This window comes from Aeromicrobium sp. MLTX1 (genome assembly GCF_046452335.1).
Taxonomy (GTDB): domain Bacteria; phylum Actinomycetota; class Actinomycetes; order Propionibacteriales; family Nocardioidaceae; genus Aeromicrobium.
This window is the reverse complement of the sequence record NZ_JBKFDN010000002.1, coordinates 470,990-483,788: the sequence shown is the minus strand read 5'-3', so window position 1 is coordinate 483,788 and position 12,799 is coordinate 470,990. Positions and strand designations below refer to the sequence as shown.

10 protein-coding genes are annotated in these 12,799 nt (G+C 72.2%); all 10 read left to right on the top strand.

The features are described 5' to 3' along the window. Positions 1-9 precede the first annotated feature (9 nt). The 10 genes from cydB to ACK99Q_RS12820 all read left to right on the top strand — a co-directional run bounded on the left by cydB (position 10) and on the right by ACK99Q_RS12820 (position 12,799). Positions 10-1,005 (top strand): cytochrome d ubiquinol oxidase subunit II, encoded by a 996-nt coding sequence (cydB, locus tag ACK99Q_RS12865; protein ID WP_410186518.1) that lies wholly within the window; start codon positions 10-12, stop codon positions 1,003-1,005. Beyond that, positions 1,002-2,597: a thiol reductant ABC exporter subunit CydD gene (cydD, locus tag ACK99Q_RS12860; protein WP_410186517.1), complete on the top strand. Its 1,596-nt coding sequence runs from the start codon at positions 1,002-1,004 to the stop codon at positions 2,595-2,597. Before cydB ends, cydD begins: the two co-directional genes overlap by 4 nt. Beyond that, the gene (gene cydC, locus ACK99Q_RS12855) at positions 2,594-4,195 is read left to right on the top strand and encodes a thiol reductant ABC exporter subunit CydC (protein WP_410186516.1); all 1,602 of its coding nucleotides are present in this window, start codon (positions 2,594-2,596) and stop codon (positions 4,193-4,195) included. Before cydD ends, cydC begins: the two co-directional genes overlap by 4 nt. Then, positions 4,192-5,349 (top strand): signal recognition particle-docking protein FtsY, encoded by a 1,158-nt coding sequence (gene ftsY, locus ACK99Q_RS12850; protein ID WP_410186515.1) that lies wholly within the window; start codon positions 4,192-4,194, stop codon positions 5,347-5,349. Before cydC ends, ftsY begins: the two co-directional genes overlap by 4 nt. A gap of 103 nt (positions 5,350-5,452) precedes the next feature. After that, positions 5,453-6,712 (top strand): ammonium transporter, encoded by a 1,260-nt coding sequence (locus ACK99Q_RS12845; RefSeq protein WP_410186514.1) that lies wholly within the window; start codon positions 5,453-5,455, stop codon positions 6,710-6,712. Positions 6,713-6,731: 19 nt separating this feature from the next. Next, positions 6,732-7,070, top strand: a complete 339-nt coding sequence (locus tag ACK99Q_RS12840) for a P-II family nitrogen regulator (RefSeq protein WP_179424437.1) — start codon at positions 6,732-6,734, stop codon at positions 7,068-7,070. Beyond that, on the top strand, positions 7,004-9,313 hold the full coding sequence (locus ACK99Q_RS12835; RefSeq protein WP_410186513.1) for a [protein-PII] uridylyltransferase: 2,310 nt from the start codon (positions 7,004-7,006) through the stop codon (positions 9,311-9,313). Before ACK99Q_RS12840 ends, ACK99Q_RS12835 begins: the two co-directional genes overlap by 67 nt. 26 nt (positions 9,314-9,339) lie before the next feature. Further along, positions 9,340-10,920 carry a signal recognition particle protein gene (gene ffh / locus ACK99Q_RS12830; RefSeq protein ID WP_410186512.1) on the top strand — a complete coding sequence of 527 codons (1,581 nt, stop codon included), beginning with the start codon at positions 9,340-9,342 and terminating at the stop codon, positions 10,918-10,920. A gap of 37 nt (positions 10,921-10,957) precedes the next feature. Continuing rightward, positions 10,958-11,464, top strand: coding sequence for a gluconokinase (locus ACK99Q_RS12825; RefSeq protein WP_410186511.1), 507 nt, complete (start codon positions 10,958-10,960; stop codon positions 11,462-11,464). After that, entirely contained in the window at positions 11,465-12,799 is a 1,335-nt protein-coding gene (locus ACK99Q_RS12820) for a GntP family permease (protein WP_410186510.1), read from the top strand.

Sequence of the window (12,799 nt, the reverse complement as noted above, 5' to 3'; positions counted from 1 at the left end):
AGACCCGCCATGGAACTCACCACCGTCTGGTTCATCCTGATCGCCTTCCTGTTCGTCGGGTACTTCGTCCTGGAGGGCTTCGACTTCGGCGTCGGCATGCTCGTCGGCCTGCTGGCCAAGGACGAGAAGGAGCGCCGCGTCCTCGTCAACACGATCGGCCCCGTGTGGGACGGCAACGAGGTGTGGCTCATCGTCGGCGGCGGCGCGCTGTTCGCCGCCTTCCCGGAGTGGTACGCCACGCTGTTCAGCGGGTTCTACCTGCCGCTCTTCCTCATCCTGGTGGCGCTGATCATCCGCGGGGTCGCGTTCGAGTACCGCGGGCTGCGCGACCACCAGGCCTGGCGCGACCGCTGGGACTGGGCGATCATCGTCGGCTCGTTCATCCCCGCGCTGCTGTGGGGCGTGGCCTTCGCGAACATCGTGCGCGGCGTCCCGCTGAACGAGTCGCACGAGTACGTGGGCGGCTTCTTCAACCTGCTGAACCCGTACGCGCTGCTCGGCGGCGTCATGACCACCGCGGTCTTCCTGACGCACGGCGCGATCTTCGTGGCGCTCAAGACCGTCGGCGACATCCGGGTGCGGGCGCACGCGTTCGCGCAGCGGGTGGGCGTGGTCGCCGCGCTGCTCGCGGTGGCCTTCATCGGCTGGACGGCAGCGCGCGACGGCGATGCGATCGTCTGGATCATCGGCGCGGTGGCCGCGGCGGCGTTCCTCGGGGCGCTGGCCGCGAGCCGCGCCGAGCGGGACGGCTGGGCCTTCGTCGGCACGGCGCTCGCGATCGCCGCGGTCGTCATCATGCTGTTCGTCTCGCTGTTCCCCGACGTGATGCCGTCGACGCTCGACCCGGCGTTCAGCCTCACCACCGAGAACGCGGCGTCGACGCCGTACACCCTGAAGATCATGACGTGGGTCGCGGTGGCGTTCACGCCCATCGTGCTGATCTACCAGTCGTGGTCGTACTGGGTGTTCCGCAAGCGCATCGGCGTGCAGCACATCCCGGCGTGAGACCCCTCGACCCCCGGCTGGTCCGCCGCTCGGCCACCGTCCGCACCCACCTGGTGTGGTCGGTGGCCCTGGGCGCGCTCACGGCCGTGCTCATCATCGGCGTCTCGTGGTGCATCGCCGAGGTCGTCTCCCGGCGCTTCGTCGGCCGCGAGGTGCTGCTGCTCCCGCTCGTCATCGCCGCGGCGTTCGGGCTGAGGGCGGCTATCGCATGGGCCCACGGCGTCGTGAGCGAGCGCGCCGCGATCCGCGTCAAGGCCGAGCTCCGGTCCGAGGTCGTCGACGACCTGCTGGACCCGCGGCGCGTCGGCGCGCGTCCCGAGAGCGGCCGGCTCGTCGCGCTGCTCGGTCCCGGCATGGACGCCTTCGACGGCTACGTCGGACGGTTTCTGCCCCAGCTCGCGCTGGCGATCATCGTGCCGGCCGCGGTGATCGTGTGCATCGCGTGGACCGACCTGCTCTCGGCGGTCATCATCGTCGTCACGCTGCCGCTGATCGGCGTGTTCATGTGGCTCGTCGGCGTGCTCACCCGCGACCGGGTGGAGCGTCGCTGGGCCGCGATGGAGCGGCTGGCGCGCCACTTCACGGACGTGCTGGACGGCCTCGTCGTCCTGAAGGTCTTCGGACGTCGTCAGGAGCGCGGCATCCGGGAGGTCGGCGACCGGCACCGCCTGGAGACGATGCGCGCGCTGCGGCTCGCGTTCCTGTCGTCGCTCGTGCTGGAGCTCATCGCGACGATCTCGGTGGCCCTCGTGGCCGTGAGCGTGGGCCTGCGCGTGGTCGAGGGGCACCTCGAGCTGCGCGACGCGATGTTCGTCCTGCTGCTGGCGCCCGAGGCGTACCTTCCCGTGCGACGGGTGGGGACGATGTTCCACGACAGCACCGAGGGCGCGACCGCCACGGCCGAGCTGCTCGACCTGCTCGACCACGAGCGGCACGAGGGCACGCAGGCGCCGCCGGCCGGTCCCGCGCCGATCGCCGTGCGAGACGCCCGGCTGACCCACCCGGGGCGCACCGCCACCTCGCTCGCGGTGGACGACCTGACGGTCGAGCCGGGGGAGTTCCTCGCGGTGGTCGGCCGCTCCGGCGGTGGCAAGTCCACGCTGCTGGACGTGCTGCTGGGCTTCGAGCGGCTCGACGCCGGTGAGGTGTCGGTGGGTGGCACACCCCTGGCCGACCTCGACGTCACGGCGTGGCGTGAGTCCGTGGCCTGGGTGCCGCAGACACCGCACCTCGTGGCCGGCACGCTGGCCGACAACGTGGCGCTGGGCCAGCCCGACGCCTCCCGCGAGGAGATCGCGTCGGCCGCGCTGGACGCCGGACTCGACCTCGGTCTCGACCGCGTCGTCCGCGAGGGCACGACCGACCTGTCGGCGGGGGAGCGACGCCGGGTCGCGGTGGCCCGCGCCCTGCTGCGGGTGCGGCGATCGGGTGCGTGGCTGGTACTGCTCGACGAGCCCACGGCCGGACTCGATGCCCGCCACGAGGCCACCGTCCTGGCGGCGCTCCCTGACTCCGGCGCCACCGTCATCGTCGTGACCCACCGCCCCGAGACCGTGGCCGCGGCAGACCGGGTCGTGGAGGTGGCCGCATGAGCCGCACGTACTCGCGTCGCACGCGCCTGGGCTTCGGCCTCACCACCGGCGTGGCCGCGCAGCTGGCCGCCGTCGGCCTGCTGCTGGCCTCGGCCTGGCTCATCGTCCGCGCCGCCGAGCAGCCTCCCGTGCTCTACCTCATGGTCGCGATCGTCTCGGTGCGCTTCTTCGGCATCTCACGGTCGGTGCTGCGCTACGTCGAGCGCCTCGCCACGCACGACGTCGCCCTCGCCGACGCGGTGGAGCAGCGTGTCGCGACCTACACCGACCTCGACCGCGTCGCTCCCGCCGGACTCGGCGACCTGCGCCGCGGCGACCTCGTCAGCCGCGTCGTCGCCGACGTCGCGCGGCTGCAGGACCGGCTGCTGCGGCTGCGGATCCCGTGGTGGGTCGGACTGGCCGCCACCTCGGCGGTCGTCGGCGTCGTCGCTGCCATCGACCTGAGGTCCGGCGTGGTCATCGCCGCCGGCGTCGCGGTGTGTGCGCTGGCCCTGCGACGGGCCGTCGCGCTGGTCGGAGCGTCACGCAGCGGACGGTCCGCGGCCCAGGGCCGCCTGTCGGCCGAGGTCGCCGCCTCCGCGGTCGCCGCGCGGGAGCTCGTCGCCTTCGGCGCCGCCGACCGGGCGCGTGAGATCGCCGCGTCCGCGACGCGCGACGCCGAGACGGCCCAGTCCGGTGGCGCCAGCGTCGCCGGGCTCAGCTCGGCAGTCGTGCTCGGCGTCGCCGGCCTCACGGTCGCCGTCCTGGCCGCCTGGTCGGGCGGGGTCGATCCCGTGCTGGTGGGCGTCGTCCTGCTGGCGCCGATCGCCCTGGTCGAGCCCTGGGACGGCTGGTCCGAGGCCGAGCGGCTGCGACCCGAGGTCACCGCGGCGGCGGCCCGCCTGGCCGCACTGGGCGACCTGCCGCAGCCCGTGAGGGACCCGGCCGCGCCGCGGACGCTCCCGACGTCGTCGGTGCTCGTCGTCGACGAGGTCACGGTCGGCTGGGACGGCCCCGTGACCCGGCCCGTCTCGTTCAAGGTCGACGAGGGCGGCACGATCGCGGTCACCGGCCCCAGCGGCGTCGGCAAGTCCACGCTGGCCTACGCGCTGCTGCGGCTGCTGCCCACGTGGCACGGCACGGTCACGCTCGGCCGGGTCGACACGAGCGCGCTCACGGCGGCCGACGTGCGCTCGCGCATCGGCTACCTCGGACAGGACGACGCCGTGTTCGACACGTCGATCCGCGAGAACCTGAGGATCGCCGACCCCGACGCGAACGAGGACCGCCTGCGCGCCGCCCTCGACGCGGCCGGGCTGCTCACGGCGGTCGACGCGATGCCGCAGGGCCTCGACACGCCGGTGGGGGAGCACGGTGGCCGGCTCTCCGGCGGCGAGCGCCAGCGCCTGTGCCTCGCTCGACTGCTGCTGGCCGACCACCGGGTGCTGGTGCTCGACGAGCCCACCGAGCACCTCGACGCTCCCACCGCGGCCGCGCTCATGGACGACGTCCTGGCCCTGGCGGGCCCGGGCGGCCGCAGCCTCGTGGTGATCTCGCACAGCCCGGCCGTGCTGGCCTGCTTCGACGACGTCGTCCGCTTGTCTAGGGTGGACCCGTGACCACCACGACCCTTGTCGTCCTGATCGCCGTCGCCGTCGTCGTCCTCGGTGGCGGCCTGGCGTACCTCATCGCGAACCAGCGCCGGGAGCTCCCGCCGCCGGACGTGATGGACGAGCTGACCGAGCGCGAGATCGAGCACCCCGAGCTGCGCGAGGTCGACCTCGACGAGGTCGAGGAGCTCGAGGCCGGTGTCCTCGAGGAGGAGCCGCCGGCACCCACGCTCGAGCGTCCGGAGGCGCCCCGCGGCCGTCTGTCGCGGCTGCGCTCCCGCCTGTCCCGCTCGCAGTCGAGCCTCGGCAAGGGCCTGCTGTCCCTGCTGGGCGGCGGCGACCTCACGGACGACCAGTGGGAGGAGATCGAGGACACCCTGCTGGCGGCTGACGTCGGCGTGGGTCCCACCACCGAGCTGGTCACGAACCTGCGCGCCCGCCTGGCCGCCGAGGGCGTCAAGGACCCCGTGCGCGCCAAGCAGGTGCTCCGCGAGGAGCTGCTGGGCCTCGTCGGTCCCTCGCTCGACCGCACGCTGCGCAGCACGGGCGACGACGGCGTGCCCGGAGTCGTGCTCGTCGTGGGCGTCAACGGCACCGGCAAGACCACCACGGTCGGCCGCCTCGCCCGCGTGCTCGTCGCCGAGGACCGCACCGTCCTGCTCGGCGCCGCCGACACGTTCCGCGCCGCGGCCGCCGACCAGCTCGAGACGTGGGGCGCCCGCGTGGGCGTGCCGATCGTCCGCGGCGAGGAGGGCGCCGATCCCGCCAGCGTGGGCTTCGAGGCGGTGAAGGAGGGCATCACGACCGGCGCGGACGTGGTCCTCGTCGACACCGCGGGCCGCCTGCACACCAAGTCCGGCCTCATGGACGAGCTCGGCAAGGTCAAGCGCGTCGTGGAGAAGCAGGCCCCCGTCACCGAGGTGCTGCTCGTCATCGACGCCACCACGGGCCAGAACGGCCTCACCCAGGCGCGCGTCTTCGGCGAGGTCGTCGACGTCACCGGCATCGTGCTGACGAAGCTCGACGGCACCGCGAAGGGCGGCATCGTCATCGCCGTGCAGCGCGAGCTCGGCGTGCCCGTGAAGTTCGTCGGCCTCGGCGAGGGTCCCGACGACCTCGCGCCGTTCGAGCCGGCGGACTTCGTCGACGCGCTGCTCGACTGAGTCCCGCCCGCGAAACCTGCGCGTAACACGACGCGGGATGTCGAAACGAAGATGACATGTCGCGGGCGGCTCCGCGAAACCGTCGACGGCCACAGTGAGGGCCATGGATGGTTACTACGCCTGGATGCTCATGGCCACGGCCATGGTGCTCTTCATGACCGTGCCCGCGCTCGCCCTGTTCTACGGCGGCATGACCCGAGCCCGCTCGGTCCTCAACATGATGATGATGTCCTACGCGGCCGCGGCCGTCGTTGGCCTCGTCTACGTGCTGTGGGGCTGGTCGATGTCGTTCGGCTCCGACAGCGTGGGCGGCTTCTTCGCCAGCCCCTTCGAGCTGTTCGGCCTGGACGGCGTCGCGTGGGACGGGTACATCGCCGTCGCGTTCCAGATGACGTTCGCGATCATCACCGCGGCGCTCATCTCCGGTGCGGTCGCCGACCGCGTGAAGTTCTCCGCCTGGCTGGTCTTCCTGCCGCTGTGGGTGACGTTCTCGTACTTCCCGATCGCCCACATGGTGTGGGGCGGTGGCTTCATCCACGAGCACTTCCCGGCGCAGGACTACGCCGGCGGCACCGTCGTGCACATCAACGCGGGCATCGCCGGCGGCATCCTCGCGCTGATCATCGGCAAGCGGATCGGCTGGCCGCGTGAGCAGATGCGCCCGCACAACCTGCCGCTGACGATGATGGGCGCCGCGCTGCTCTGGTTCGGCTGGTACGGCTTCAACGTCGGCTCGATCGTCTTCACCGAGGGCGACGGCGGCGCCAAGGACACCGCGCAGTTCATGTCCGAGACGGGCGTGACCTTCATGAACACGACCGTCGCCACGATGGCCGCGATCCTGGCCTGGCTCGCCGTGGAGCGGCTGCTGCACGGCAAGGCCACCTCGCTCGGCGCGGCCTCGGGCATCGTCGCCGGTCTCGTCGCGATCACGCCGGCCGCCGGCGCCGTCAGCATCGTCGGCGCCATCGCCATCGGCGCGATCTCCGGCGCGCTGTGCGCCTGGGCCGTGGGCCTGAAGTTCCGCTGGGGCCTCGACGACTCGCTCGACGTGGTGGGCGTCCACCTCGTCGGCGGCCTCGTGGGCACGCTGCTGATCGGCCTGCTCAGCACCTCCGACGCGCCGGGCGGCATCGACGGCCTGCTCTACGGCGGCGGCTTCGGCTCGCTGGTCGACCAGACCATGGCCGTCGTGATCGCCGTCGTGTGGACCACGGTCTTCACGACGCTGATCGCGCTGGCCATCAAGCACACGATCGGGTGGCGTGTGGACGACGAGGACGAGGCCACGACCGGCATCGACTTCGCCGAGCACGGAGAGTCCGCCTACGACATCGCCGGGTCCACCGGATCCAGCTTCTGAGAACGGAGAGAATGATCGTATGAAGCTCGTGACCGCGGTGATCAAGCCGCACAAGTGGGAAGAGGTCCGTGAGGCGCTGGCCGCCTCCGGCGTGGCCGGGATGACCGTGACGGAGGCCAGCGGCTACGGCCAGCAGAAGGGCCACACCGAGGTCTACCGCGGCGCCGAGTACGACGTCTCCCTCGTGCCGAAGATCCGCCTCGAGGTCGTGGTGGACGACGCCGACGTCGAGGGCGTCGTCGCCACCATCACGTCGGCGGCCCAGACGGGCAAGATCGGCGACGGCAAGGTGTGGGTCGTCCCGGTCGAGTCGGTCGTCCGGGTCCGTACCGGCGAGACGGACGAAGCGGCGCTCTGAACGAGGAGCTCGACCGGGCCCGCCGGGGCCGGGCGGACGCGACGGACCGGCTGCTGCGCGACGCGTTCGCCGCGGTGGCCGGGGACGTCGAGACCGGCCTGGCCCTGGCGGCCATCGGCGGCTACGGCCGCTCGCAGCTGTCACCCCACAGCGACGTCGACGTGGTCCTGGTCCACTCCGACCACCTCGACCCGGCCGAGGTCGACGCCCGCGCGGCCGACCTGTGGGGCCGGCTGTGGGAGGCGAACGTCCCGCTCGACCCCGCGGTGAGGTCGCTCGACGAGATGGCGCGGCTGGCCGCGGCGGACCACCGCGTCGCGATCGGCGTTGTCGACGCGCGCTGCGTGGCCGGCGACGCGGCCGCGGTGGTAGCGATGCGCTCCACCGTGATGGCGGGCTGGCGGCGCGACGCCCGGCGCCAGCTGGCGGCCGTGCGCGAGGACCGCGAGGCGCGCCTCGAGCGCTCGGGCCAGCTGGCCTACGAGGCCGTTCCCGACCTGAAGGCCTCCGGGGGAGGGCTGCGCGACGCTGTGCTGCTGCGGGCGATCGCGGCGACGTGGCTCGTGGACGTGCCCGCCCGCGAGGTCGCCCAGCTGACCGCGGACCTGCTCGACGTGCGCGACCTGCTGCACGAGGTCGCCGGCAAGCGCACGGACAAGCTCGTGCCCGAGCTGGTGCCCGACATCGCCGCCCGACTCGGGCTCTCGCCGACCGACCTCGACGTGCACGTGCGCGACGTCGGGCGCCGGCTCGACCACCTCACGGCGCGCGCGTGGCGTCGCCTCGACGAGACCGACCGCAACCCGTACCGCACGATCGGCAGCCGCGGACCGGTGATCCAGCGGATCGTGGACGGTGTCGGCGTCCTCGACGGCGAGATCGTCCTCACGGCCGACGCCACCCCGCGGACCGACCCCGAGCTGCTGTTCCGCGTGGCCGCCACCGCCGCGCGCCGGAACCTGCCGATCAACCAGGCCTCGCTCGACCGCATGGCGCGCGAGGTCACGTGGCCCGACGGACCGCTCCCGGCCACGACGCACCGCTGGCTGATCGACCTGCTCTCCGCGGGCCGGCGGCTCGTGCCGGTGTGGCTCCAGCTGGACTTCGCCGGGCTCGTCGACCCGTTCTTCCCCGAGTGGGCCGGCATCCGGCTGCGCGGGTCCTCCTCGCCGATCCACCGCTTCACGGTCGACCGGCACAGTCTCGAGGCCGTCGTGAACGCCGACGGGCTGAACCGCGACGTGGCCCGTCCGGACGTCCTCGCGGTCGCCTGCCTGCTGCACGACATCGGCAAGGGCGAGCCCGGTGACCACAGCGAGGTGGGGGAGCCCATGGCGGTCGGGATCGCGCGGCGCTGGGGCTTCGGCGACCACGACGCCGAGACGATCGGCTGGCTCGTCCGCCGGCACCTGCTGCTGCCCACGATCGCCACGCGGCGCGACATCGAGGACCCCGTCACGGCGACCAACGTGGCCGAGTTCGTCCCGGACGAGGACGCGCTCGACCTGCTCTCCGCCCTCACGGCCTGCGACGCCCGCGCGACCAGCGCCTCGGCCTGGAGCGACTGGCGCCGCAGCCTCGTCGAGGGGCTGGTGGGCAAGGTGCGCGCCCGGCTGCGTGGCACCACCCCGCCGCCCTCGGACGACTACGCCGGCTGGCCGGCCCACGTGCCGCTGCCCGACCTCACGCTGCCGGACGCCGACCTGAGGCTCACCGCGACGCCTCACCACGACGGCTCGCTCGTCACGATCGTCGTGCCCGACCGCCAGGGCGTCCTGGCCGATCTGGCCGGCGCGCTCACCGTGGCCGGCCTCGACATCCGCTCGTGCCGCAGCATCACGGCCGACGACGTGGCCGCCAGCCTCTGGGAGGTCACTCGGGCGCAGGTCGACGCGACGGCGCTGGCCGAGCGCGTCAGGCCGGTGCTGCAGGGCCGGCAGGACCTCGCCCAGCGGCTCGCCTACCGCCTCGAGCGCGACGCGTACGAGCCCCGGATCGCCGTGCTGGACACGCACGAGCAGTCGGCCACGCTGCTGCAGGTCCGCACCCTCGACCGGCGTGGACTGGTGTGGACGGTGTGCCGCACGATCTCGACGCTGGGCCACCACATCCGGTCGGCCCACCTGTCCACGTACGGCGACGAGGCGCGCGACGTGTTCTACGTGACCGACGACGACGGCGCCGCCCTGGACGACGAGGCGGCGCAGGTCCTGCGGACTGCGGTGAGCGACGCTCTCGCCTGACGGGTGCTCGGCTACTCTGGGGACCTATGTTCGATTCGCTGCAGGACCGGCTCCAGTCGGCATTCAAGGGACTCCGCGGCAAGGGCAAGCTGTCCGACGCCGACATCGACGCCGTCGCGCGTGAGATCCGCGTCGCGCTGCTCGACGCCGACGTCGCCGTGCCCGTCGTGCGCGAGTTCATCGCCAACGTCAAGGAGCGCGCCCGCGGCGCCGAGGTGAGCCAGGCGCTCAACCCGGCGCAGCAGGTCATCAAGATCGTCAACGAGGAGCTCGTCCGCATCCTCGGCGGCGAGACGCGCCGCATCCGGTTCGCCAAGAACCCGCCGACCGTCATCATGCTGGCCGGCCTCCAGGGCGCGGGCAAGACCACCCTCGCGGGCAAGCTGGGTCGCTGGCTGAAGGCCCAGGGCCACTCGCCGATGCTGGTCGCGGCCGACCTCCAGCGCCCGAACGCCGTCACGCAGCTGAAGGTCGTCGGCGAGCAGGCCGGCGTCACCGTCTTCGCTCCCGAGGCCGGCAACGTGGGCGCCGCCCAGACGCAGTCGGGCACCCAGAGCATCGGCGACCCGGTCCAGGTCGCTCGCGACGCCGTCGCCGAGGCGAAGCGCTCGCTGCACGACGTCGTCGTCATCGACACCGCCGGACGCCTCGCGATCGACGCCGAGCTGATGAAGCAGGCGCGCGACATCCGCGACGCGACGCAGCCCGACGAGGTGCTGTTCGTCATCGACGCGATGATCGGTCAGGACGCCGTCGGCACCGCCGAGGCGTTCCTCGAGGGCGTCGACTTCACCGGCGTCGTGCTGTCCAAGCTCGACGGCGACGCGCGCGGCGGCGCGGCCCTCTCGGTGCGCTCGGTCACGGGCCGCCCGATCATGTTCGCCTCCACGGGCGAGAAGCTCGACGAGTTCGACGTCTTCCACCCCGACCGCATGGCCTCGCGCATCCTCGACATGGGCGACGTCATGACGCTCATCGAGCAGGCCGAGAAGGTCTTCGACGCCGACCAGGCCGCGCAGGCGGCCGAGAAGGTCGCCGGCGGCTCGTTCACCCTGGCCGACTTCCTCCAGCAGATGGAGGCCCTGTCGAAGATGGGGTCGATGACCAAGATGCTCGGGATGCTGCCGGGCATGGGCCAGTTCAAGGACCAGCTCGCGAACTTCGACGAGAAGGACATCGACAAGATCAAGGCGATCATCCGCTCGATGACGCCCGCCGAGCGCGACAACCCCAAGATCATCGACGGCTCGCGCCGCGCGCGCATCGCCCGGGGCTCGGGCACGCAGGTCAGCGACGTCAACCAGCTCGTCACCCGCTTCTTCGAGGCCGCCAAGATGATGCAGCGGATGGCCAAGGGCGGCGGCATGCCCGGCATGGGCGGCATGCCCGGGATGCCCGGCATGGGAGCAGGCAAGCGCGCCGGCGCCAAGCAGCCGAAGCAGGCGAACAAGAAGAAGGGCAAGCGCGTGTCGGGCAACCCGGCCAAGCGCGCGGCGGCCGCGAAGGCCGAGCCCGCGAAGCCCGCCGGCGCCGGAGCCTTCGGCTTCGACCAGAACGCCGCCGGTGAGGACTTCGAGCTCCCCAAGGAGCTGCGCGACCTGCTCTGACGCGACTTGGTCCGCTCGCGGGCGTAGCGTGAGGACCATGAGTCCACCGCTGGTCGTGGTCATGGGGATCTCGGGCGTCGGCAAGTCCGCGGTGGGTCACGCGGTGGCCGACCGCGCCGGCGTTCCCTACGCCGACGGCGACGACTACCACCCGAAGGCCAACATCGAGAAGATGTCGGCCGGCCAGGCGCTCACCGACGAGGACCGCTGGCCCTGGCTCGAGCTGATCGGCGGCTGGCTCGCGGAGCACGACGAGGACGGCGGCGTGATCAGCTGCTCCGCGCTGCGTCGCGTCTATCGCGACGTCCTCACGAAGCACGCGCCGCGCACGGTGTTCCTGCACCTCGTGGGCGACCACGCGCTGATCCTGTCCCGCATGGAGGGACGCGACCACTTCATGCCGACCTCGCTGCTGGAGTCGCAGGAGGCCACCCTCGAGCCGCTCGAGGCCGACGAGAACGGCGTCGTCTTCGACGTCACCGAGACGCCCGAACGGATCGCCGCGGCGTTCCTGCTCTGGCTGCGCACCCAGGAGGATGCCTGAATGTCCGACTCGACCCAGCTGATCCTCGCGGCCCTTGTCGGCATCGCGGTCATCGTCGTGCTGATCACGGTGGCCAAGCTGCACCCGTTCCTGAGCCTGACCCTCGGCTCACTGGCGGTGGGCGCCATGGCCGGCATGCCGATGGCCGACGTGCTGGAGAGCTTCAGCACCGGCGTCGGCGACACCGTGGCCGGCGTCGGCATGCTGATCGCGCTCGGCGCGATGTTCGGCAAGCTGCTCGCGGACTCCGGGGGAGCGGACCAGATCGTCGACACGATCATCGGGAAGTCGTCCGACCGGATGCTGCCCTGGGCGATGGCCGGCATCGGCGCGCTCATCGGCCTGCCGATGTTCTTCGAGATCGGCCTCGTGCTGCTGATGCCGGTGATCTTCCTGGTGTCGCGCCGGTCGGGGAAGTCGCTCATCGCGCTCGGCATCCCGGCCCTGGCGGGCCTGTCGGCGATGCACGGCTTCGTGCCGCCGCACCCCGGTCCGCTCGTCGCGGTGGACGCGCTGGGCGCGGACCTCGGCCTCACGCTCGGCCTCGGCGTGCTCGTCGCGATCCCCACGATCATCGTCTCCGGCCCGATGTTCGCGAAGGTCGCGACGCGCTGGGTCGACATCCCGGCGCCGGACCTGTTCTCCACCGACGAGACCATCACCCACGAGAAGCGTCCGTCGTTCGCGCTCACGCTGGCCACGGTCCTGCTGCCGGTCGTGCTGATGCTGGCCAAGACGGTCGCCGACATCATCGAGGCCGAGGGGATCGTGCGGTCGACGCTCGACTTCATCGGCACGCCGCTCGTCGCGCTGCTCATCTCGGTGCTGGTGGCGCTGTTCACCTTCGGCCGCGCCGGCGGCATGGAGTGGCAGAAGATCATGGACAGCCTCGGCGCCTCGCTCGGACCCATTGCGGGCATCGTGTTCATCGTCGGCGCCGGCGGCGGCTTCAAGCAGACGCTCATCGACACCGGCATCGCCGACGTCGTGGCGGGCTGGGTCGAGGACACCGACTTCTCGGTGCTGGTGGTGGCGTGGCTCGTGGCCGTGCTGATCCGTCTCGCGACGGGCTCGGCGACGGTCGCCACGGTGACCGCCTCGGGCATCATGGCGCCGCTCGCCGAGGGCCTCAGCACCCCCGAGGTCTCGCTGCTCGTGCTGGCGATCGGCGCGGGCTCGGTGTTCTTCAGCCACGTGAACGACGCTGGCTTCTGGCTGGTCAAGGAGTACTTCGGCATGACGGTCGGCCAGACCATCAAGACGTGGTCGCTCATGGAGACCGTGCTGTCCGTGTCCGGTCTGGTGTTCGTGCTCTTGCTGGGACTCGTAGTCTGA